Annotated in this window: 23 protein-coding genes, 2 tRNA genes and 2 pseudogenes; 5 read left to right on the forward strand and 22 right to left on the reverse strand. The window is 35.4% G+C overall.

The window, feature by feature from the left end:
- Positions 1-128: 128 nt before the first annotated feature.
- The 3 genes from tig to FOT98_RS05885 form a co-directional block, all read right to left on the reverse strand.
- Positions 129-1406 (reverse strand): trigger factor, encoded by a 1278-nt coding sequence (gene tig, locus FOT98_RS05875; RefSeq protein WP_063261288.1) that lies wholly within the window; start codon positions 1404-1406, stop codon positions 129-131.
- Positions 1407-1715: 309 nt separating this feature from the next.
- Positions 1716-2714 carry a hypothetical protein gene (locus FOT98_RS05880; protein WP_061677122.1) on the reverse strand — a complete coding sequence of 333 codons (999 nt, stop codon included), beginning with the start codon at positions 2712-2714 and terminating at the stop codon, positions 1716-1718.
- 197 nt (positions 2715-2911) lie between these two features.
- Positions 2912-3160 (reverse strand): hypothetical protein, encoded by a 249-nt coding sequence (locus tag FOT98_RS05885; RefSeq protein ID WP_001983650.1) that lies wholly within the window; start codon positions 3158-3160, stop codon positions 2912-2914.
- A gap of 477 nt (positions 3161-3637) precedes the next feature.
- Here FOT98_RS05885 and FOT98_RS05890 point away from each other — a divergent pair, with 477 nt between their 5' ends.
- Positions 3638-4252: a PH domain-containing protein gene (locus tag FOT98_RS05890; protein WP_063261289.1), complete on the forward strand. Its 615-nt coding sequence runs from the start codon at positions 3638-3640 to the stop codon at positions 4250-4252.
- An 83-nt stretch (positions 4253-4335) separates the two neighbouring features.
- Here the strand turns inward: FOT98_RS05890 and FOT98_RS05895 are convergent, their stop codons facing one another.
- From FOT98_RS05895 to FOT98_RS05935, 9 genes are all read right to left on the reverse strand, one after another.
- Positions 4336-4536, reverse strand: coding sequence for a hypothetical protein (locus FOT98_RS05895; RefSeq protein ID WP_000124458.1), 201 nt, complete (start codon positions 4534-4536; stop codon positions 4336-4338).
- Between the two features lie 412 nt (positions 4537-4948).
- Positions 4949-5022 (reverse strand) — tRNA-Arg (locus FOT98_RS05900).
- Between the two features lies 1 nt (position 5023).
- Positions 5024-5097 (reverse strand) — tRNA-Gly (locus FOT98_RS05905).
- 109 nt (positions 5098-5206) lie between these two features.
- Complete coding sequence (locus tag FOT98_RS05910; protein WP_061677117.1) at positions 5207-5710, reverse strand: metallophosphoesterase; 504 nt, start codon at positions 5708-5710, stop codon at positions 5207-5209.
- Between the two features lie 13 nt (positions 5711-5723).
- Positions 5724-6332, reverse strand: coding sequence for an XTP/dITP diphosphatase (locus FOT98_RS05915; RefSeq protein ID WP_063261290.1), 609 nt, complete (start codon positions 6330-6332; stop codon positions 5724-5726).
- Positions 6333-6343: 11 nt separating this feature from the next.
- Positions 6344-7081 carry a ribonuclease PH gene (gene rph / locus FOT98_RS05920; protein WP_063261291.1) on the reverse strand — a complete coding sequence of 246 codons (738 nt, stop codon included), beginning with the start codon at positions 7079-7081 and terminating at the stop codon, positions 6344-6346.
- A gap of 128 nt (positions 7082-7209) precedes the next feature.
- Positions 7210-8259 carry a spore germination protein GerM gene (gerM, locus tag FOT98_RS05925; RefSeq protein WP_001126753.1) on the reverse strand — a complete coding sequence of 350 codons (1050 nt, stop codon included), beginning with the start codon at positions 8257-8259 and terminating at the stop codon, positions 7210-7212.
- 130 nt (positions 8260-8389) lie between these two features.
- Positions 8390-9199 (reverse strand): glutamate racemase, encoded by an 810-nt coding sequence (gene racE / locus FOT98_RS05930; protein WP_000774001.1) that lies wholly within the window; start codon positions 9197-9199, stop codon positions 8390-8392.
- 211 nt (positions 9200-9410) lie between these two features.
- Positions 9411-10736: an MFS transporter gene (locus FOT98_RS05935; protein WP_063261292.1), complete on the reverse strand. Its 1326-nt coding sequence runs from the start codon at positions 10734-10736 to the stop codon at positions 9411-9413.
- Positions 10737-11108: 372 nt separating this feature from the next.
- On the opposite strand from FOT98_RS05935, the gene FOT98_RS05940 reads away from it, so the two are divergent.
- Positions 11109-11792 carry a type 1 glutamine amidotransferase domain-containing protein gene (locus FOT98_RS05940; protein WP_063261293.1) on the forward strand — a complete coding sequence of 228 codons (684 nt, stop codon included), beginning with the start codon at positions 11109-11111 and terminating at the stop codon, positions 11790-11792.
- A 50-nt stretch (positions 11793-11842) separates the two neighbouring features.
- On the opposite strand, the gene FOT98_RS05945 is transcribed toward FOT98_RS05940, so the two are convergent.
- The 5 genes and pseudogenes from FOT98_RS05945 to FOT98_RS05965 all read right to left on the reverse strand — a co-directional run bounded on the left by FOT98_RS05945 (position 11843) and on the right by FOT98_RS05965 (position 14629).
- Positions 11843-12481: a TetR/AcrR family transcriptional regulator gene (locus tag FOT98_RS05945; protein WP_063261294.1), complete on the reverse strand. Its 639-nt coding sequence runs from the start codon at positions 12479-12481 to the stop codon at positions 11843-11845.
- A gap of 156 nt (positions 12482-12637) precedes the next feature.
- Complete coding sequence (locus FOT98_RS05950) at positions 12638-13300, reverse strand: type 1 glutamine amidotransferase domain-containing protein (protein ID WP_063261295.1); 663 nt, start codon at positions 13298-13300, stop codon at positions 12638-12640.
- 107 nt (positions 13301-13407) lie between these two features.
- Positions 13408-13494: pseudogene (gerE, locus tag FOT98_RS32250) on the reverse strand (spore germination transcription factor GerE); the annotation flags it as partial.
- 118 nt (positions 13495-13612) lie between these two features.
- Entirely contained in the window at positions 13613-13762 is a 150-nt protein-coding gene (locus FOT98_RS32255) for a hypothetical protein (protein WP_186292094.1), read from the reverse strand.
- 369 nt (positions 13763-14131) lie between these two features.
- Positions 14132-14629, reverse strand: a complete 498-nt coding sequence (locus FOT98_RS05965; protein ID WP_235607968.1) for a hypothetical protein — start codon at positions 14627-14629, stop codon at positions 14132-14134.
- 869 nt (positions 14630-15498) lie between these two features.
- Between FOT98_RS05965 and FOT98_RS05970 the strand changes: the two genes are divergently transcribed.
- Together FOT98_RS05970 and FOT98_RS05975 are read left to right on the forward strand one after the other, a co-directional pair.
- A complete protein-coding gene (locus FOT98_RS05970; protein ID WP_063261297.1) occupies positions 15499-16557 on the forward strand; it encodes a hypothetical protein in 1059 nt (352 codons plus the stop codon).
- Positions 16558-16647: 90 nt separating this feature from the next.
- Positions 16648-17616 carry a hypothetical protein gene (locus tag FOT98_RS05975; RefSeq protein WP_144290972.1) on the forward strand — a complete coding sequence of 323 codons (969 nt, stop codon included), beginning with the start codon at positions 16648-16650 and terminating at the stop codon, positions 17614-17616.
- Between the two features lie 352 nt (positions 17617-17968).
- On the opposite strand, the pseudogene FOT98_RS33400 reads toward FOT98_RS05975, so the two are convergent.
- From FOT98_RS33400 to FOT98_RS05995, 4 genes and pseudogenes are all read right to left on the reverse strand, one after another.
- A pseudogene (locus FOT98_RS33400) lies at positions 17969-18064 on the reverse strand (YrhA family protein); the annotation flags it as partial.
- 205 nt (positions 18065-18269) lie between these two features.
- Entirely contained in the window at positions 18270-18494 is a 225-nt protein-coding gene (gene gerE, locus FOT98_RS05985) for a spore germination transcription factor GerE (protein WP_000659484.1), read from the reverse strand.
- Positions 18495-18659: 165 nt separating this feature from the next.
- The gene (locus FOT98_RS05990) at positions 18660-19955 is read right to left on the reverse strand and encodes a purine/pyrimidine permease (protein WP_063261299.1); all 1296 of its coding nucleotides are present in this window, start codon (positions 19953-19955) and stop codon (positions 18660-18662) included.
- Positions 19956-20053: 98 nt separating this feature from the next.
- Complete coding sequence (locus FOT98_RS05995) at positions 20054-21295, reverse strand: amidohydrolase family protein (protein ID WP_063261300.1); 1242 nt, start codon at positions 21293-21295, stop codon at positions 20054-20056.
- A 187-nt stretch (positions 21296-21482) separates the two neighbouring features.
- On the opposite strand from FOT98_RS05995, the gene FOT98_RS06000 reads away from it, so the two are divergent.
- Positions 21483-21668, forward strand: coding sequence for a PspC domain-containing protein (locus FOT98_RS06000; RefSeq protein WP_000044433.1), 186 nt, complete (start codon positions 21483-21485; stop codon positions 21666-21668).
- Between the two features lie 65 nt (positions 21669-21733).
- On the opposite strand, the gene FOT98_RS06005 is transcribed toward FOT98_RS06000, so the two are convergent.
- On the reverse strand, positions 21734-22306 hold the full coding sequence (locus FOT98_RS06005; RefSeq protein ID WP_063261301.1) for a helix-turn-helix domain-containing protein: 573 nt from the start codon (positions 22304-22306) through the stop codon (positions 21734-21736).
- Positions 22307-22378: the final 72 nt, after the last annotated feature.

Genomic DNA, 22378 nt, shown 5'->3' on the forward strand with positions numbered 1-22378 from the left:
TTTTAAAACTTTTGAAATATGTATATTCGACTTGTAAAGGAAGTTTTCCTTCTTCATCGAAAAGTTTTATAAATATATTTCTATATTTATAAAACAAGGCACGATTAAAATCGTGCCTTGTTATTTTATTATGCAGCGTTTTCTACTAAGAAATCTACAGCTTTACGCACTTTAAGATCTTCAGCTAAAGCGTCTACACTTCCAAGAGCTTGCTTGATAGCGTCTACTGGCATACCGTACATTTCAGCCATTTTTTCAACTTCTGCAGTTACTTCTTCTTCAGTAACTTCGATGTTTTCAGCTTCAATGATAGCTTCAAGAACAAGGTTGATTCTTACGCGTTTTTGAGCGTCTTCTTTCATTTGCTCTTTTAACTTGTCAGCGTCAGTACCTGTGAATTGGTAGTAAAGCTCAAGGTTCATACCTTGTTGGCTTAAACGTTGCTCGAATTCACGAACCATACGATCTAACTCAGTGTCGATCATAGCTTCTGGAATTTCGATTTCAGCGTTAGCAGCAGCTAATTCTACTACTTCGTCACGTACTTTGTGCTCAGCTTCGTGCTTTTTGCCTTCTTCTAAGTTTGTACGAAGTTTTGTTTTTAATTCATCAAGAGTTGCAACTTCTTCGTCAGCTTCTTTAGCGAACTCGTCGTTTAACTCAGGAAGTTCTTTTGTTTTGATTTCGTGAATTGTTACTTTGAATGTAGCTGGTTTACCAGCTAATTCAGCAGCGTGGTACTCTTCTGGGAATGATACTTCAACTTCTTTAGAATCACCAGATTTAAGACCAATTACTTGCTCTTCGAAACCTGGGATGAATGTACCAGAACCGATTGCAAGAGAGTAGTTTTCGCCTTTTCCGCCTTCAAATGCTTCGCCATCAACGAAACCTTCGAAGTCGATTACAGCTGTATCACCGTTTTCAACAGTTCCTTCTTCTTTAACAACTAGTTCAGCTTGACGCTCTTGTAAAGATTTTAATTCGTTCTCTACATCTTCGTCAGTTACAGTTGTTTCAACTTTTTCTACTGCTAAACCTTTGTACTCACCTAATTTAACTTCAGGTTTCACTGTAACTTTTGCAGTGAAGATAAGGTTAGCATTTTTTTCGAACTTCTCGATGTTGATTTCAGGATGATCAACTGGGAAGATACCAGCTTCATCAATCGCTTCACCGTATGCTTTTGGTAAGATGATATCTATAGCATCTTGATATAAAGATTCGATACCAAAGCGTTGTTCGAATAACGGACGAGGCATTTTTCCTTTACGGAAACCTGGTACGTTGATTGTTTGTACTACTTTTTTGAATGCAGCGTCGATAGAGTTGTTTACTTCTTTAGCATCAACTTCGATTGTTAAAACGCCTACGTTACCTTCTAATTTTTCCCATTTTGTAGCCATTTATTCTTTCCCTCCAACTATAATAATGTATGCACATACCTCTATAGATTAAAATCTTCATTATCTCTTTTTTGAAATAACAAAAGTACAAATAATCCTCTAGCAAAAGCTTTCAGATATAATGTTCCAATCTACTAATTGTCTAAAAGACAACTACGGTATATTTTGTTCGAGAATAATATGAAACATATTAAGTAAGAGAATTACACTTCTCTTCTCTTACAAACAGGCAGATTTCTGCCTTTTGCAACCCTTACATTATAACATAGAATATGCTCGTTTCAAGAACCGAACGATTCTTTTTCATAATTATACGGGCAAATATCCTTCTCTTTCAACACGTAATAACCATTGATAGGCAATATGAAACTCTTCTAATTCAATATTATACGCTGTCATAAGCTCTTCTTCATTAATAGTCAACCCGAAACGCTTTCTTCCAATTCTCTCTAAAACAGCAGCCCAAATCTCTACTTTATCCATTAATAGAGCGAATGGAAAAATGCTAATTCGCAATTCTTTCCAATATGTAACCATCGCTTCAAATATATCGGGATAATTTTGCTCTAATCGGCTTGATAATGTATGTATAATGTTATCGGATTGCTCCTCATTATGACCTGTAAATGCTGGAATCACCTTCATCGTATTTCCAAACTTTTCTACCTCTATTTCTTCTTCTATTTGATTTTCTATCATTTTATACAAAATAGAAGTTTTCAAATAAGGGTGTTGTTTTTCGTCTATTAAAAATTTCTTTAAAATAGGTAATGCAAGATCCAAGTCTTTTAACGAAAGTTGCTGAATTGCTCTTAGCTTTTGTCCAAAGTTTTCTCCAAACATTTCATTAGTAAACTCATCTAATTCAAAATTCGAATCGACTAGTGACGTATCTACTTCATTTAACATACCTTCTGCAAATAAAGCGAGCTGTGCTAATTTTTCCTTTTGCTCAGGCATTATATCTTTCGTTTGCAAAACTTTTTCGACGGTTTCAATAACACCTTCATAATCATTTGTTTGAACTAAAATCGTCACATATGTTTCAAGAATATCACCAAATAATACAGCTCCTGTTTCAAGTAACTGTTCACATTTGTCTTTCGCTTCTTCCATATGCTTTAATTCTAACAAACAAATAACAGAAGCAAGTTCCGTTTGTTCCGTTTCTGCATTATACTGACGTAATATTTCAAAGCAGCGCAATGCATCTTCGAATTTCCGCTCTTTCAGTGCTAAAAAACCTTCATCAATATATCGCTCTGATAGCTGCGGAAACAATACGACCGTATTTTCTTTTTTATCCATACGTCCGCCTCTTTTTCTAGATTTTAATTATCTTTAAAGTAAATATATCAAATGAGTAATGAGAACACAACATCCCAAAACCCTTTGTTTGAAATATGAAAATATTTAATTTTCATATTTCAATATAAACAAATCCTTACTAAAAATTAAAAATGTGCAAACAAAAATCCTCAGCAATTCAGGCAGAGGATTCATCATTAATGGAAAGCTTTTATAATAGTGGGGTATATAACAAGGGTAATAATTTGGAGAACAATAATTGCCATAACAATCATGCTAAAATAGAAGATTGGTTTACTTCGCTTCATTAAAAACATAATAATAAGCATCGTACACGCAAACAAACTTAAGAAGAACAAACTCGTTGTCGAACTAAGTATACCACTCGGGACAAAGAACAATAACACTACACTACAAGTACCTATAATTCCAAATAACCATTCCATTCATTCACTCATTCCCTTTCCCTCTCATGGCAGTTTTTTGACTAAGCGATTAAATGTTTTACAACATCAACTACATACGTTAATTTCTCATACGCTACAAATCCAAAAGCAACTGTTAAACCCGTTACGATTAATCCCTTCATCATTTCTTCCTCCTCGTTTTATCGTTGTTACCTTTATTATAGAGGATTAGCAATTTGTTACCATCGAACTTCCTTACAGTTACCTTACAGAATTGTAAGATTTACAAAGTGTATAAAAAAACACCTCATATCACTTGAGGAGCTTTCACGGAATTTCTCTATACTCACTTGCAAAATCAACTTTTCTCTCAGCACCTTTTTACATATTTTCAAAATAATATTCATTACTGTCTTTCACTTACCTTCAAATATTTTTAATTATAAGAAAACACTTCATTAAAATCGTGTTAATATATTTTTGTACAATTAAGAACTTAAAAGGGGGATTATATATATGTTTAAAAAAATGGCTGCAGATGTATTAGGACTAAGCGATGTAGGATCTGTCATCACACCGAAAGATTACGATAAAGTTGATGCTGATGATTATGTGATGCATGAAGACGGGGAAAAAATTTATTTTCTAATTAAATCAAAATCAGATGAATATTGTTTTACAAACAAAGGATTACTCCACTTAGATGGTACAAGCGCAACGAGTAAAAAACGCACACTACGCCGCTTTAGCTATAGTAAATATCAAATTAAAAACGTAGCACTTGAAACTGCCGGAACAATTGATTTAGATATAGAAATTAAGTTCCAAATGGGAGATGAGCATTATTCAATTGATGTTCATAAAAAACATATTGAAGAATTAAAAGATTTATATAAAGCTTTACTTAAAATAGAAGAAATCGCATACGACAACGATATTACATTGCAGTATGCACATAAAAGTCTAGATATGGCATCTAACGCTTTCAGCCGTATTTCAAACGCACAAGTAAATTTAGCAGAGCAGTTTAAAGAAATGAATGAAATCGCCTTTAACTGGCTCGTTGATACGAAGAAACAATATCACTTGAAAGATTATGGTTTTGTATTTGAGAAGTTTATTAATAACTAAACAAAAACCCTTGTTATCAAAAGATAACAAGGGTTTCTTGGCGCCCCAGGAGAGATTCGAACTCCTGAGCACCCATTTCCGTACTATTTTATATATTTTGATCGCAGTCTTAATATATCTTCGCCTTCGCGAATGCCTGCCGATCCCTTCCTCACATTTTTTACGACAGTCCAATCCGGGTTAGTTTCATCACCGATGTTCTGTACTGTAAAGTTGCCATCACCATATTTTCGGTGACCTTCTGCCAATTTCTCCGTTAAATCATTCTCATTTGATCTCGCCATCTTTGCGCCATCTCCCTTTTTTATACAACCTTCTTAAACTGTCCAACCCATCACACGTCCAGTCAATTGGAGATTCTCGCTTTCCGCTTCTATTAATTGTAACACACTGTCGGGGATAAGTTTCGATCACAGCTGCTCAATCGTACTAGAATTGTAAAAAGTTTTATAACATTCTAAGTGATTAATTAGGGGAATCTGGATATGAATTCGAGTTCCATCATAAACCTATTGATTCTTTAAATTAAATATGAGGAACAGGGCGCATAAACGGCGCTCTTTTTAATGCACTTTAATCTGTTGTATATAATAATTATCATATGTTACGTTATATTTTTTACACTTCTTGCACATACATCAATTTTTAGACAAACAAAAAACCTTGTTATCAAAAGATAACAAGGTTTTTTGTTAGCGTCCCAGGAGAGATTCGAACTCCCGACCGTACGCTTAGAAGGCGTATGCTCTATCCGGCTGAGCTACTGGGACATGGAGCGGGTGAAGAGAATCGAACTCTCGACCAGAGCTTGGAAGGCTCTTGTTTTACCACTAAACTACACCCGCATATGTTATTTTGTTTTTCTTCGTTAGCGCTGTTGCCCTATCGACAATATTTATTATATGTATAACCATACATAAAGTCAACACCTTTTTTAAAAGAGGATAATTTTTCTTATCCTCTTTTAAAAACTGCTTGTTCAACTAGTTGTCCGTCTAATGTTTCAAAACGAACTTCCATTTGATTTTCATCCATTTCTAATAAAGCAAATGTCTTTTCTACACGCTGACGTGGTAATAAAACACTGCCTGGATTAATAAATAAAACGCCGTCAATTAATTCTGCACCTAATACGTGAGAGTGTCCGAAGCATGCAACTTGCGCCCCTACCTCTTCTGCGTGGTACGCTAATGTTTGTAATGTCATTTTCACGTTATGACGATGTCCGTGCACAACTACGAAACGAATGCCATCTACATCAGTTACAATTTCATCTTGAAAGTTAGCATAATCACAGTTCCCTTTTACAACATGGAAACCTTGCAGCTCTTCATGAGCAGGCGTTAGCTCTGAATCACCGCAATGAATCATGATATCTACTTTCCCTTCATATTTCTCTTTTAACTGCTGTAATTCCTTCACAGAGCTATGACTATCGCTTACGATTAAAGCTTTCATCAATCTCTCTCCCTTATTCTCCTAAAAACCATTCAGGGATTTTTTCTTCTAGCTTACGAAGAGCACGTCCGCGGTGACTAATGGCATTTTTCTCATCTGAGCTTAGTTCCGCCATCGCTTTTTTATATTCTTCTACATAAAAAATCGGATCATATCCAAAGCCGTTGTCTCCGCGGCGCTGTTCTAAAATATACCCTTCACACGTCCCATTTACAATGACAGGCTTTTTATCACCTTCAGGGAAAGCCACTGCTAATGCGCAGTAGAAGCGAGCTTTACGCTTATCAAACGCTATCTCATTTAATTCTTGTAACACTTTATCAATATTCGCTTGATCATCCTTCGGCTCTCCAGCAAAACGAGCTGAATACACACCTGGCTTTCCATTTAAGGCATCTACAATAAGACCTGAATCATCCGCAATTACAATCGCATTCAGCTGTTTGCTCAGACTATCCGCTTTTAAGATTGCATTTTCTTCAAATGTTTCACCAGTTTCTTCGACTTCTTCAATATGAGGAAAATCGTGTAATGATTTTACTTCTAAATCAAATCGCTCAAATAACTCAGCAAATTCACGCACTTTCCCCATATTTTTTGTCGCTACAACAACTTGTTTCATACTTTCCACCTCTACTCTATATGAGATACGATGTCGCCTAACGCTTCTTTTTGCATGTCAATCAGTTGGAAAATACCTTGTTCCGCAGCATCAAGTAATTCATTTAACTGTGCTCTGCTAAACGTCGCTTCTTCTCCAGTTCCTTGCACTTCAACAAACTGACCTTTTCCAGTCATAATTACGTTCATATCCACATCTGCTTTAGAATCTTCTGCGTAGTTTAAATCTAAAACAACACCTTGTTCTTCAACAATCCCTACTGACGTTGCTGCTAAATAATCTTTTACTGGAATTTTAGATACTTTTTCTGCTTGTAATAACTTCTCAAACGCTAATACCATTGCTACATATGCACCTGTAATAGAAGCAGTTCTCGTTCCGCCATCCGCTTGAATAACATCACAATCAATCCAAACTGTTCTTTCACCAAGTGCTTCTAGGTCAACTACCGCACGTAAAGCTCGTCCAATTAAGCGCTGGATTTCCATTGTACGTCCTGTTACTTTCCCTTTACTTGACTCCCTAATTGTACGTTGTTCTGTTGCACGTGGAATCATCGCATATTCAGCTGTTACCCAGCCCTTTCCTTCTCCACGCATAAACGGAGGGACACGCTCTTCAATTGTCGCTGAGCAAATTACCTTTGTATCCCCAACCTCAATTAATACTGATCCCTCTGGATTTTTTAAATAATTCGTATGAATAAGTATATGGCGTAATTCTGTTTTCTCTCTACCATCTACTCGCATAAAAATAACCTCCTCATAACTACTTGTTAGTATAGCCAAATTTAAATGTATGATATGTATACAATAAAAGAAGGGGAACTCAAAAAGCAATTCCCCTTTCTTACTTAAGTATATCAAATTATTGACGATTAAAAACTACCTGTATTCACGTTTTCTGGACGATCTACAGGTTTTATTAACTTTCCGCCCTTTTCATCTATAAGATTTGCTTTACCATTTACTTCAATAGAAACACTTTTCACGCCTTTCTTTTCTGTTAAAGATAAAACTAACGACTTCAATACGTAATTTGAAACCATATTTTTATCTGGGTTTATAAATATATTTTCGTTAAAGTTTAATGTAAGATTTCCATCTTGTAATTTCGGGTTCGTAATAAGCTTAACTCCTGGATTAAAATCATTTAAAAGTGACTGATGAATCGGTCCTTTTACAAGCTCATCTATAATTGCTGCGTAATCATTTTCTTTTCCTTCTACAACGCGGCGTGTTACGGGTACGTAGTATTGCTGTTTATTATTATTTTGTGCCATAAAATAAAGTGTAACTGGTTTTGTATTTGTTACATCCGCTACTTGCTCGTCATCGAAGTTGATACCGTTAGCACGGCTCACCCCTTCACCAAGCGGGGTACCACCAACAGGCATCTTCGCCAATTTCTCACCATTTATTTGGAACTGCACTTGTTTTACTTCTTTAAATTGCGTCAACGTCCACGCTATTGACTCAACAATTTGACGTTCTTCTTCTTTTGCATAGTTTTTCATTTCATTAGAGAAATCAATGACTGCCGTCCCATCTTTTTTCAAATCCAAGGTCATCGATGTATTTGCTGGAATAACTGCACGGAACCCATTCGGTAATAAATTCGTTACCGGTCCATCTTTCACAAGGTACTCTAACGTTTGCTGAATAACCTCATTTGCTTTCGGAGTAGGTACAGCTAACGTTTGTGGTACAACATAACCATTTTTATCAACAAGGTATAGTTCTCTATTCACCATTTGTCCTTGCTTATCTTTCTTAGCTACTTCTTTCTTTCCACCCTCTGTATACGTAACTTGTTTTGGCGGATCAATTTGTTCCGTTGCTTTCTCCTGATTTATAAAGCCACACCCTGTTAGTAAAACAGCGCTTACAGTAGCACCAACAACCCATTTAAAAGTGGATTTAGGCATGCCATTCCCCCCTAAAATCTAAGTTTGTACTATTATGTATACGAGCTGTTTCATGTTTTAGAACAAGCTGTGCTTCTTCTAAACAAAAAACTCCTGATTTCTCAGGAGTTCACTTATATGAATTCTACTATTATTCTTTTTCTAAATAAATATGTTTCACATTTTCAATCGGTTGACCGAACCATTTTGATGCAATTTCTTTAAATAGACCTATTTTTCCTGTTGTTAAGAAGAGATGATCACTTTGTTCCTCTCCCTCATTCAACATTTTACTATGGTATAAAATTGTACTTACTTCGCGTGCTGTTTCATCACCTGAACTAATGAGTTGCACTTTATCTCCCATTACTTTTTTAATAACAGGACCTAAAATCGGATAATGTGTACAACCTAAAATAAGTGTATCAATATCAGTATTTTTCAGCGGTTGCAACGTTTCTCTTACAACTTCATATGCCATTTCACTTTCAAAATTGCCACTCTCTACAAGCTCAACGAAAGGTGGACATGCTAAACTTTCTACCATAACACGGTTATTAATAGACTTTAACGCTTCTTCGTATGCACCACTTTTCACCGTTCCAATCGTTCCAATAATCCCAACATGATACGTGTTTGTCACTTTTAAAGCTGTACGTGATCCTGGGTGAATAACTCCTACCACTGGAATTGGTAATTGTTTCTGCATCTCTTCTAATACAACCGCAGTTGCTGTATTACACGCAATAACTAACATTTTGATATTCAAATCTAGTAAATGCTCCGTCATTTCCCACGTAAATTGACGCACTTCTTCTCGAGAACGTGGACCATAAGGGCAACGTGCTGTATCCCCTAAATATATAATGCGCTCTTTCGGCAACTGACGAATTAATTCCTTCGCTACTGTTAAACCGCCAACTCCTGAATCGATAACACCGATTGCTCTATTCAACTTCATCACCCGTTTTCTCATTCATCATCTTATTTTATCATTATATTTTACACACTTTAAGTTCGCTCACTTAAAGTGCTTCTGTATGAAAATTTTCATTTGTACCTGTATAGACTAGGACCTTTTTTATTTTGCTCCTTTTTTTCATAATTTGCAAGACAGAAAAATAACCGACCTTCTATACGAAAGTCGGTTTCTTCTATAATAAAGTACGTATTTATTGCTCCATCTTTTTTTGAAAAGAAGACATTCCTATTAATAAGAAGAAATGAGCAGAAATTAACATGACAATTAAAATAAAATTCAAACGATAACTATTTGTAGATTCCATAATTTTGCTCGCTACAGCTGGTCCAAATGCCATACCGAAAAAGTTAATTAAATTGTATAAACCAAGACCGACTCCAACTTTAGCTGGATGTAATGTTTTCGGTATAAATGTGTTTACTGATACTTGAATAGCTGAATAACTCATAAACGTTAAAATAATCGCCAATACAATAACAGCAATGTTCCCGTTTGGAATAAGCCCTAAAATTAAAAAGCCAACGATCATAATGGCAGACGCTACATAAATCATATTCACATTTCCAAACGAAGGGACAATCTTTCCAGTAAGAAAACTAGATACAATACCAAAGAGTGATGCAACAAACAGTGCAATTCCGATAACGAATGGAGATAATCCGTGCTCTCTTCCTAACAATAATGGTAATAATAATAAACTAGCACATAGCGCCACATTCATTATAAATCCGACCGCTATTAAACGAAGAAATGGTTTATTTGTAAACAACTCAATATCAATAAATGGATGTTCCGCGTTCTTCATACGAACCGTGAATAAAAATAAGAAAGCAGCCGATAACACAAATAGCCAACTATTAATATTTACCCCTAATAAAACAGTCGTAATGAATGCAAATAATAACGCCGCTCCGGTGTAATCAAAATGAAACGCTCCATCCGTATGCTGCGCTTCTTCCGGCATAAATTTTAAAAGCAAGAAAATCCCCACTACTGAAATAACCATAAATAAAAATAAATATGGCCACCCCAATGTGTTCGTAATAGCCCCGCCAACTAAAGGACCAATACCTATTGCTAATGCAATAGAAGAACTAATCATCGCTAACGCACCAGGCTTCTTAGCAGGAACAACTAATTTCGCCACTGCAATCATACTAAGTGCAATAAACGCCGCTCCTCCACTCGCCTGCACTAACCTTGCAAGAATGGTAATCGTATAAGATTGATTCACAAATCCAATAATAGAACCCGCTACAAATATGATAATTGAAATAATTAATAGTTTTTTCACGCTATAACGATCAGCCAGCTTCCCATATATCATCGAGCCGATACCGACAACTAAGGAATACCCTACTACAACCCAACTTACCTTCGATTGGCTAATGGATAAATCACGAGCCATATCCTCTAACGCTACATTAAATAAAACTGCATTCATCGGTCCTAATAAAACGATAAAACATAATGTGAAAACAAACCATTTTGAATGGTTACTTATATCTTTCCCCATGTGTAACACCTCTCCTGATTGTAGTAACTGTAAATAAAAATGAAAAATAAAGTTGTTTAGCTCCTCTATTACCACTAAACAACTTCATCAAATGTATATATTCATCGCGCGACAAACTGAATTTGAAACGAAACATGTACGTTGTTCGATATTCATGGAACTATCATAATTTCAGCATTACAGTTTGTCAACGAAAAATATACAAAGTAAACTAATTAAGTGTTTTTAGTTTACTTTGTATAAAAATTGTTATACACTAATTTCGAATCCGATATAAGGAGGACTGACATGTTTATGCAAGTTTGCAATTTCTAACTCAATAAAACCAAATAAAAAACTTTTATATAGAAGAAACATTACAGGAGGATTATGATGAAGAAAAAAATGTTAGTCGTATTAACGAGCGTAGAAAAATATCCAAATTTAAATCGAGCTACTGGTCTTTGGCTTGGTGAAGCTGTCCATTTCGTTAAAAAGGTAGAAGACGCTGGTTACGAAGTAGATTATGTCAGCCCACAAGGTGGCTATACACCGATTGATCCGCATAGCTTAGCAATGGCGGAGAGCATCGATTGGGAATGGTATCAAAAGAAAGAATTTATGAATCGTCTCGGTTCTACAATGAAGCCGAGTGAAGTAAATCCAGAAGACTACGCTGTTATTTATTACGCAGGCGGTCACGGTGTAATTTGGGACTTCCCAGAAAATAAAGAACTTCAAATGATTAGCCGCAACATTTATGAAAATGGCGGAATTGTTTCCTCTGTTTGTCACGGAGCTGCTGGTTTATTTCATATCACATTAAGTAATGGAGAACGTTTAATTAGCGGCAAAAAAGTAACAGGATTTTCAAATGAAGAAGAAAAGCTAGCTGAATTAGATCAATTCGTTCCATTTTTAACAGAAGATGAACTCATTAAAAATGGAGGGCTTTACGAAAAAGCTACGCAGCCTTGGGAAGCTTACGCTGTAGAAGATACTCGTGTTATCACTGGTCAAAACCCAGCTTCAGGTGGCCCAGTAGCTGAATTAGTATTACAACACGTAAACAAATAACAGGTAATAAAAAAAGCAGGTTTTCCATTACTATAGGAAAACCTGCTTTTTTACGAAATCATTTGCAAAATAGCAATAACTTCTTTTTCAACTTCCGAATCATCAATTGCTTCTATATACTCTGGTTTAAACAGTTGATACTTCTTTAGTTGATAAAAATCAAGTATCGCTTTTTTTAACGTAATATCGTACTGAATACAAAAAGAATGATCTATAATACGTCTTAACATCACGTCATCTTGCACCATAAATAATTGTGCGTTCATTTTATTAAAGTAGCCTTGTTCCATACCAGCTTCAAAAAACATTTGCAAATTATGATTACGATTTTGTTGTGCAGCGACTAACTGATCAGATAAGTGCGGATATGCCTCTTTCAAATCTTGTAAAAAAACATCAGAAATATATGTCACACATTTTAAAGAGTGGATAAACGTCTTTTGGAAACGTTCTGCAAAAGACATACTTTCATCTTGATTATCCGCATCTCCTTCAAGAAGATAGTTCATAAAATCTTCTACCACAGCTTCAATAATCTCATCTTTTGAAGAAAAACGTTTATATAAAGTAGCTTTACTAATATCCATATATTTCGCAATTTCATCTATTTTCAATTGGCTAAAACTCGTTCTTCTAATAACGGGCTTTATTTTATTAATATAAGTGTTTGCACACGCAACTTTTCTCATGAAAAGAGCCTCCCCTTTTGTCCATACAAAATAGTATAGCAAATTCACGATTAATTATAAATGAAGTCACTATACGCAATACATCTTTTTAGTTTAAGGAGTCATTTATACTATAGAAAAAATGCCCGCTACCTTTATGAGTAACGAGCACTTTTTCTATACTTTATTTACAGCTCTTCTTATAGCTTTCCCTATTTCCATACTAGACTGCGGATTTTGCCCTGTAATTAAACGCCCATCTACTACGACATGTGGCGTGAATTTTGGAGCAACATAAAACAAAGCCCCTTCTTCTTTCAATTTACTTTCTAATAAAAACGGCACTCGCTTTTCTAAATGTACAGCTTTTTCCTCATCATTCGTATAACCTGTTATACGCTTACCGGCAACAAAAAACGAGCCATCTTTATTTTTCACACCGACTAAAGAGCTTACGCCGTGACAAACAGCCGCTACAATCCTGTTATTGTTGTACATATTCTCAATTAAATTTGCAACATACGGATTACCTGGAAAATCTACAATTGCCCCGTGCCCACCACCAAACAAAACTGCATCATAATCCGAAAAATGAACCTTTGAGATCGGCTTCGTATTTTGCAATAAAGAGGCAACATGCTTAAACTCACGAGGTATCCCGTTCGGAATCGACACTCTATCAATAGGTACTCTACCACCCTTTATCGACACAATATCAACATCGAAATTAGCCTTTTTAAATACATGATAAGGAGCTGCGAGCTCTTCCAGCCACAAACCAGTCGGGTGTCCATTCATATCATGAGCGCTTGTTGAAACTAACAATATCCTTTTCAACATATCCCCTCCTTACTACCTATTTATGTATAGAGTGTTCTTATCATTCTTATAGAACAAGAAACAGACAGAAAAATAGCCGACTCTTCATATAAAAGTCGGCTTTCTTTTTATAGTTCGAGCTCTCCCATGCGAAGAAGCTCAACAACTGCTTGTGAACGTCCTTTAACTCCTAGCTTTTGCATTGCGTTTGAGATGCGTAACTTTTGCGCAAAACGAAACAACCTATATATCAACTTCGATTCCTTCGACTAACTTGCATAATTGCATTTCCTAAATCATTAGATCTAATTTGCTGATTTGTCATTGAAAAACTTAGCCCTGGTGATGAATTATATTCACTATTTTTGTTTCAATAACCCCTTCCCATCCAAAGCTAGCCATTCCTAAATACGATGCGAAAGTAAACAGTGGGCCTAGAACTGCTTGTGCTGCTCCGTATCCAGCTAAAGTGTAAATATCCACACAGGTATTTCTACAACTAATCCTTTTAATTTAGCCATATTAATTTCTTCAGTAGCTTTTTTATCATTATCTTTCAAAAGAAAGAAGTGAGCACTAGCACCAGCTAATAACAAAACAACAGTTAATATAAGAATTATTTTTAAGAGAGTGCCCTCTTTCTTAAACACATATGCATACAGTATAAAACATCTCTAAAAATTCAAATTTTCATCCCCCCCAAAAAAACAGGATAGACAACTCCAAGGAAAATAACAAGCACGAGTGCGGTATAATGCCACACTCGTGCTTAAGAAATGTATAGGACGAAAATCTTACCGATTCTATGTACGAATTTCCAAATAAATTTTTACTATTAAAAAAACAAAAGTGCTAATTTACATGTTCAGCTTCATAGAGCGCTAAGCATTCCTTAAACGACATGGTCCCGTGTTCTTCCAAATATCCATCAAAAATCTCTAACCATTCTAATGTAAGGTATTTTTCTGGAACATTGGTATTCGCTATTCCCTCGTCGAGGTCTGCTTGCAGAGACTTCAACCAATCATTCTTTTTCACAAGAGCTTTTTCAATAATAGCTTTATTTTCAGAATGACGACTGATTTCTTTCGTAAACGTTGTGATATATTCATTGTATTTTCTTCCATATTTAATCCGATTTAAAAAGGAAGATTTCAAGTCAGCTATAAAACCTTCATATTCTTTTATTTTATTGCATTCAGATTCTAAGTCACTTTCTAAACTGTCTATTTCTTTTTTGGCTTTGACAATGTACCCCAAATCAGTATACATCGCTCTAATATTCAGATAATCAAAGTGTTCTTCTTTTAATTCTTTTTTATCCAATGCTTGCTGTGAGTTATCTGACAAAAAGTTGTCCCCCTAAAAACTATTCAATAACGAAAAATTACTTCATTCTATAAATCTCTTCCGCAGTTTTCACATGTTTCGTGCGTATCCCAATTTAATGTCCCACACTCACGGCATGTAGTCACACCCGCGAAACGAACAAACAATTTCTTTAACATCTTCATAAAAATCACCTCCCGATAGCATTATATACAAATAACCTTACATTTGAATAGTTATATTTAAAAATTGTTTTTTTCATAAAGAATTTTGTTGAGTTTCTCTAAAATACTTTTTTGAAAAACCTAACGGCCTGTCCTAATGGTACTTTAATGGAAGAGATTGCATAAAGTGTTTATTAGAAAATAAGACTTATCTGTATAGAGAGTATACGGATAAGTTATTTTTTTATATAGAAGTTGTTTTTTCATTATATGTCTGAAAATGTTGGATATGAAAAGTTGCTTTAACTATTATTTGGAGCGTATAAACTGAACAATAGCAAAAGAACGTTTCTGCCGAGAAAGTATATTTATGGATAGTGAGTTCTATCGCTGCGACCTCCACATATTTTTTCATTCCAACGTACCATGTTTCCTTTCCTTTTACAAAATTTTTCTTAAATTAAAATTTCTTATAACAGATTGTGTTGTTTTGTATGATTCAATTCACCCCTTTCACCCTTTCTTCGTTTGAAATATGATAACTAAAAAAATAGATATTTGTTAAAAAAAGGAATAAATTCCATGTCCAGCAAGCTAAGAGCTCAGAGTTCACCTTAAAATAAAAATATTACTATATCTATTTATTAAATAGTTCAAAATGCAAGAATATTAATGTATACTTATTCGGGTGCAAATTATAATACATATTTCAAAAGGAGAATAACTTTGAACAAAACAAACAGTGATTCTATTTCATTAGAGAATCAAGACATTATCTGTGACATCAATGAATTATTACCAAAACTCGAGGAACTGCAACAGGAATATGAAGAAGATGAACGTCAAAAAGAACTAGAGGATGAAGCTTGGGAGAAACGTTACAATAAGGCGGAAGCTGAATTCAACAAGAGAAGCGAAGACATGCTGGGTATGGTTAAACCTTTTGATGTTGATAAACACGTCGCTTTACTAAGTGTTGGGGTTTTATTTTTAATGTGTGTCATCAGCCCATTCTCCTTTTTTGTAAATGCCCTACTGGCGTTTTTAATATGGGGCTTCTTTATGTTTATTGGAATGCCTGTTACTTCAATACTTGATAAAAAAGCTGAACGACGTAAAGAGCAAATTAGAAAAGAGTTACAAGAAATTAAATACCGAGAATATCGCATTCTATTTCAACAAAAGCCAAGTCATGGTTATTGGAACGTACAATACGATTACACTAGACAAGTGCACAAACGATTAAAAGAACAACACCCTCAATTCGAATCCATGCTATTCAAGGATTACGCTGGCGGATTTTCGAAAACGATTGATATATTCAAAGAAGTCCGCTATTTGTTAAAAAGCGGACAAGCGCAAACATACGAAGATGCAACAAGAATGATGTGGGATTACCTCGATGAAAAGTGGGACCTAGAGTTAGAATATGGGAAAACCAGTGGATATGTTGAAGAAAAGGGTCCAGCCCGTGTATACCAAGAAAATCGAGAAGAATCAGCGAGTGAGATGTATACAAAACAAAGCGCAGCAGAATCTGATGTACTGCACGAAGAATGGCTAAAAGAGCACTATAAAAAAGGACAAGAAAACTTAGATAGAGAAATCAGAGGGCAACTAGAGCATGACGCTATCCATGCACGTCAGTGGGGAAGTGATCGCCAAACAGTGCGGCACTATGACGATCAACTGGGCCGTGGTTATCATGAACGCCTAGAAGAAGATCGAAAATATGGATATGGAGAAGATGATAAGATGTCGGATGTAGGTGGAGATCTCAAATAAGGTCAGAAGAGGCGAATGAGAACAAAGTAAATATCCAGCGAACTATATATCTTTATATAAAGAAAAAACAGATTAAAAGGCGGGAGAAATTTGAAAAAATTCTTGATGAGTATTTCTATTTTATTAATCGCAACCTTATTATTCGGTTGCAGTAACGAAACATTCGATAAAGCGGTAGAGCAGGGAAAATTAGCACTGGCGAATAAAGAGTACGAAAATGCAAGCGCTTCATTTGAAATTGCATTAAAAGAAAAAAAGGACGAGGAAGTTCAAACCTTACAAAAGCAAGCATCCAAAATGGCAGTAGCGCTGGCCGAAAAAGAGAAACTCGACATCGACAATGCAATCAAGTTATTCGATCAAGTTGCAACCATGAAAGATGGTTTAGAGACGGTAAAAAACGAAGCGAAGAAGGAGAAAGAAACACTCACTCAATATAAGGATAAACGTGAGAATTATAATAAAGAACTACAAACAGCGCAAGACCTTCTAAGCGAAAAGAAATTTGATGAATCAAAGGTAATATTGACAAAAATACAACAAGAAACAACTTCAGATAAGATTTTAAAAGAACAAAATCAAAAGGTAACGGAACAGTTAGAGAAGCTTGAAAAAGAGAAAAATGCAGCTGTGGAAGAAGAAAAACGACAAGAAAAGCAGAAAAAAGCAGCGGAGCAAAAGAAGCAACAGCAAGCAAAAGAGCAACAAACAAAAGAACAACAACAAGCAAAAGAGCAACAAGTAAAAGAGCAGCAAGTAAAAGAGCAGCAAGTAAAAGAGCAGCAAGTAAAAGAGCAGCAAAAGCAAACCGCTCAAAGCAGCAAACAAAAACTCTCGCCTAAAGATGCAGAAAACAAAGTTAGAGCTAGTTTAAACTTGTCCAACAATTCTAAAGTTTACTGCGAATACGATGGCGATAAAGCTGAAGCTGAAGAGTATGTCATACATGTATATACAAATGTGCAATACGAAGACGACGAAGAAGGCGGACATACAGTAACTTATGGTTGGTTCAATGTGAATGCTAATACTGGTGAAGTTCATAAAATGGAATTTTGAAATGATTAAAATTCCCCTTGTAACTTCAATATAATAAAGAAATCCTGTTCTATCCAGAGCAGGATTTCTTTATTGGTCCTGTACTAGCATTCTTGCAATCAAGAGGCAAAGCAGCTTAAATTTAGGGTTTCGCCGCATCGCCATCTAGTTAAAAATTCATCGTACTTCAAAATCTTAGCTTGATGGAAATAGGGATAAACTCCAAAACAAAAAACATAAAGTATTGCTGCGCATTGAATTCGGCAGTACCTTATGTCTTCTCAAAAATATACACAATACCTACTGTTCCACCCTGATGAATAGTAATCGTTTCAATTAATGTTTAAAACACACCAGAAATAAAAAAGCTACCTCCATGCAATACTAATCCATTAAAATCTAAACCATTTACAGTTTTAAGAAACTTGTCATATCCACTTAGTAAATCAGCATTAAACTTTTCTTTCACCTATTCTCTTAACCTTTAAAATTTTGCATCTGTTACTAGTCTCTTCACATAATAGTTATTCAGATTTATTCATTATGAAGCGCATATAATTTCTTGTCATCGTGACGGATTCTCTCCCTTACTTCCTTAAGCTCAAGAACCTTTACGCACTTCAAAATATAAACAGAAAAATAGCCGACTCTTCATTTAAAAGTCGGCTTTCTTTTTATAGTTCGAGCTCTCCCATGCGAAGAAGCTCAACAACTGCTTGTGAACGTCCTTTAACTCCTAGCTTTTGCATTGCGTTTGAGATGTGGTTGCGTACTGTTTTTTCACTGATAAAAAGTTCACCTGCAATTTCCTTCGTTGTTTTATCTTGAACCAGTAATTCAAATACTTCTCTCTCTCTCTTTGTGAGTAACGGTTTAGATTGATACGCTTTTTCCTTCAACTGGTATAACCCTCCTTGCTTAAGCCAGAGCCGTGTATGTGTAAGTTGGGTGTTTATTTAGTCAAGATATTGTATGAACGAAATGTGCAGGTGGTGAATGAAAATGGGCTTTATTTCACATGTTATTTTAGACTTTTATACAGTGCGCACACTGTTTGTATCCACTCACTTTTCTGTACGCCATATTTGTTCTAGTAATATGCTGACAACAGTACCTACGAATAAACCATTTCCGAATATATATTGCATAACAGACGGCAATGATTGAAGTGCTCCAGACGGTAAAAACATAACACCGCTTCCAAATAATACAGCAACTCCTAAAATCGTTACATTCCTTTCACTCATCGGCACTTGTTTTATATTATGAAATCCAATTCCAATTAGCTGTACGAACGAAGCCATTAAAACCGCAGATGCGACAGCGGATGGCAATGATGCTAAGTAACGAATAATACTCGGACACAGCGACATTACGACTAGTAACATACACGCTAGTAAGAACGATCGTATATATTTCTGTTTTGTTAAACGTATAAACCCTGCCGTTGCTGGTAATGGCACGACACCTACAGTTGAAAATACAGAAGAAATGATATGCGAAATCCCTCCAACCCACGTTCCATCCTTCAACTGTTTCTGTTCAATAGTCCCTTTTTGAATGGTAGCTTGATTAATTGCTATAATAGCTGCCACTGTATTAGAAACTAAAATACATACCATAACGAAACTTGATACAGCCATACCTGTATTCCACTTTGGAAGTCCCCAAGCAAATATTTGTGGAAGTTGCACAAAATGAGTTACTTGAGATGGAATCGTCACTTTTCCTGCAATTAGAAAAAGAATCCACCCACTAATTAATCCGATTAAAACCGCATAACTTTTGACAAAACCTTTTCCGAAGGTAGATAGTATAATAACGAAAAGAAATATGCTAAATGCAATTATCGCTGTAAATCCATCGATTTGAGAAACAGTAGCAGTAATTCCTAGCATCCCTTTTAGGAATACACCACTTAATTGTAAACATAATAAAAGTAAAAACGTCCCTGTCACAAGCGGCGTAAATAAAAATAAAATACGTCCTATAAAACCAGTTACTCCTAATCCTATTAAAATAACACCGGAAATTATCATTCCTAATTCTAAAATTTGCAACGTACTATGTAATTGTTCTTGTCCGGCCGTTGCGTAAGCAAGTACGGTAAATACTCCAACCCAAGATCCAGCTGGTCCATCCGCAATTGGTAGTCTATGTCCAAGCCAGCCTTGTAAAAAAGAAGAAATACCAACTACAAAGAATGTACGCTGCATTAAATAAAATATTTCTTCCGTCGTAAGATGAAATAATCCGCCAACGACAATTGGTAATGCGATTGAATTCGCTAATAAAAATATAAACCATTGCAAAGTTCCCATAATATGATTTTGATTATGTTGATTGTCCAATTTTTTCATCCTTCCTAGCTAACCTATAAGAAATATATTGTAAGCATAAAAAAGAAGGGTTCTACACTCACAATTAGAACCCTCATCAAAACATTCAAACGATTCTTTTACACAAGATTATTTAATTCCACCTCACTTAAATTTCCAACAACAACATTCCCTTTATGCACCACTAAACGCTTCTCTGTTTGACGTGCCACCGCTTCAGCAGTACATGTTGCATTCGTCAAAACAAAACTCGCTTCATCTCCTACATTCGGCCATGCTCGCTTCCCTTCATTGTTTAACGTTTCTTTTCCTCCCGCAATAAAGCGAAGTGCTTTTCCTAAAGACCTTTCATCACTCCATCCAAAACGTTCCGCTAATCGATTTGCCTTTTGCAGCATATCACCCGTTCCAAACGGTGACCAATGATCTGTAATACTATCATTTCCTAATGAAACTTTCACACCTTTTTTATCTAATAACGGAATTGGGATTACTTGTTTCCCAATTGGCACCGTTGAAGTAATATCAATGTTTAAAGCAGCTAGTCTTTCCGCCACTTCTTCAGCTTCTTTATCCGTAACACCACCAAGTCCAAGCGCATGACTAATCGTTACGCGCCCTTGCCATCCCGCTTCTTCTGTTAGACTTGCTAATCTCTTCATCGTAAACGTTCCAAGATTATTCGCATCATGCAGATGAATATCAACATCCGCATTAAATTCTACTGCGATATCCATAATAGTATGTAATGATTTTTCAATATCTTTATCCACTGTAGCTGGATCTACTCCACCGACTAGATTCGCACCCATACGCATCGCATCTTTCACAAGTTGCACAGAATTACTACGCAATAATCCATGTTGCGGAAAAGCAACAATTCTACCAGAAACCTGATTTTTATATGTTTCCAATGCCGCTAACGTCGCCTCCAAATTACCAAGTCCAATTACCGGATCCACATTACAATGCGTTCTTATATTCGTTGCACCATTTCGGAGCAATAACGTTAACATATTTTCCGCCCTATCTTGAGCAGTTGCTAATTGCTTCGGCAAAATTTCCTCTTCTTCATTAAAACGTGTGAAAATATTCTCTGCTGGCATACATGCCTTCCAAGGACCACTATAATAGGTTTTATCAATATGAATATGCATCTCTTCGAAAGCAGGCAAAATCAATAAACGATTGGCATCAAAAATTGATACCCCTTCCTCTTGAACAGCCCCTACTATTATTTTTTTAATTCGTCCATCTTCAATGAGTAAACTACATAACTCTGTTTCTGTTTGGGAAATTCTCCCCTCTTCATATGTATACCCTGATTCAAGCATTACATTAGTCAACCAATATACTGTCATCTCTATTCCCCCACCCTTTATTAAAAGTTACCTCATACCTCTTACTATAATTTTAATATCAACTGAAAATTAAGACAATTAATACGACTGTTTCCTAAAAAAATTGTAATACAACCGCATAGTCTTCTCATAAATTTCCATATAGAATAGAAGTATATAGTTTGCTAAAAAAGGAGTGAATTGGAAGATGTCAAAAAGATTATATAAATCCGAAACTGATAAAATGCTATTTGGTATATGCGGTGGTTTAGGGGAATATTTTGATATTAGCTCTACCCTCATTCGCATACTTTGGGTCATTGCTGTTTTATGTTTTGGGACTGGTTTTTTAGTTTATTTTATTTGTTTATTACTTATGCCACGTTCGTACTAGTGGCATCCTGCATATACTTAATCGAAATATAAAAAATCACCTATAGAATTCTATAGGTGATTTTTTTATGAAGAATATTTCATCGTTAAATGCAATACTGCAACTTCATCTTCTTCATTTCTATAACTATGTTTTTTGTTCGCTTCAAATTGAATAGAGTCAAACTCATTCAATTCGTATACATCGTTTTCCACTTGAATCGATACTTTCCCTTTCATTACCGTTACAAGCTCAATAGCACCTTCATGATGAGCTTCTGGTTCATATATACTATTCGCCCTTAAACAAGCACGATGCATTTCCATTCCTGTTTCTTTCGTATAACGGAACATCGTTTCTAAATGCCATGCTTGTCCCACATCTACTGCAAATCCTTCTCCGCAGCGTGCAACAGCTACAGGTTCTCCAACAACCATCAATCTGGATAAAGGAATCGATAACCCTTTCGTTATTTTCCAAATGACAGCTAACGTCGGATTTGTTTCTCCTCTTTCAATCTTTCCTAATGTTAATTTACTAACTCCTGTTTTTTGGGCTAATTCTTCTAAACTTAATTTTTGTTCATTTCGAATTTGTCTTAATAACTGACCTACTTGCTGAATGACCTCTTTCGTTTGCATATCCTCATGTTCTTTCATCTATAAAACCACCTTAAAGTATAAAATAGTTTACTTTTATTATTTTTAAGTATATCATACTATACATAATCA

It is taken from the genome of Bacillus sp. HY001 (assembly GCF_007558965.1).
GTDB lineage: Bacteria > Bacillota > Bacilli > Bacillales > Bacillaceae_G > Bacillus_A > Bacillus_A mobilis.

Coding starts and splice junctions, on each gene's coding strand:
- FOT98_RS05995 (WP_063261300.1), bottom strand. CDS start 21,295: ATGACAGTATATTGGTTGACTAATGTAATGCTTGAATCAGGGTATACA.
- FOT98_RS05895 (WP_000124458.1), bottom strand. CDS start 4,536: ATGGCGAGATCAAATGAGAATGATTTAACGGAGAAATTGGCAGAAGGT.
- FOT98_RS05945 (WP_063261294.1), bottom strand. CDS start 12,481: ATGAGAAAAGTTGCGTGTGCAAACACTTATATTAATAAAATAAAGCCC.
- FOT98_RS05880 (WP_061677122.1), bottom strand. CDS start 2,714: ATGGATAAAAAAGAAAATACGGTCGTATTGTTTCCGCAGCTATCAGAG.
- FOT98_RS05915 (WP_063261290.1), bottom strand. CDS start 6,332: ATGAAACAAGTTGTTGTAGCGACAAAAAATATGGGGAAAGTGCGTGAA.
- gerM (WP_001126753.1), bottom strand. CDS start 8,259: ATGCCTAAATCCACTTTTAAATGGGTTGTTGGTGCTACTGTAAGCGCT.
- FOT98_RS05910 (WP_061677117.1), bottom strand. CDS start 5,710: ATGAAAGCTTTAATCGTAAGCGATAGTCATAGCTCTGTGAAGGAATTA.
- FOT98_RS05990 (WP_063261299.1), bottom strand. CDS start 19,955: ATGAAAAAATTGGACAATCAACATAATCAAAATCATATTATGGGAACT.
- FOT98_RS05890 (WP_063261289.1), top strand. CDS start 3,638: ATGTTTAAAAAAATGGCTGCAGATGTATTAGGACTAAGCGATGTAGGA.
- racE (WP_000774001.1), bottom strand. CDS start 9,199: ATGAAGTTGAATAGAGCAATCGGTGTTATCGATTCAGGAGTTGGCGGT.
- rph (WP_063261291.1), bottom strand. CDS start 7,081: ATGCGAGTAGATGGTAGAGAGAAAACAGAATTACGCCATATACTTATT.
- FOT98_RS05885 (WP_001983650.1), bottom strand. CDS start 3,160: ATGGAATGGTTATTTGGAATTATAGGTACTTGTAGTGTAGTGTTATTG.
- FOT98_RS06000 (WP_000044433.1), top strand. CDS start 21,483: ATGTCAAAAAGATTATATAAATCCGAAACTGATAAAATGCTATTTGGT.
- FOT98_RS06005 (WP_063261301.1), bottom strand. CDS start 22,306: ATGAAAGAACATGAGGATATGCAAACGAAAGAGGTCATTCAGCAAGTA.
- FOT98_RS05950 (WP_063261295.1), bottom strand. CDS start 13,300: ATGTTGAAAAGGATATTGTTAGTTTCAACAAGCGCTCATGATATGAAT.
- tig (WP_063261288.1), bottom strand. CDS start 1,406: ATGGCTACAAAATGGGAAAAATTAGAAGGTAACGTAGGCGTTTTAACA.
- FOT98_RS05935 (WP_063261292.1), bottom strand. CDS start 10,736: ATGGGGAAAGATATAAGTAACCATTCAAAATGGTTTGTTTTCACATTA.
- FOT98_RS05940 (WP_063261293.1), top strand. CDS start 11,109: ATGAAGAAAAAAATGTTAGTCGTATTAACGAGCGTAGAAAAATATCCA.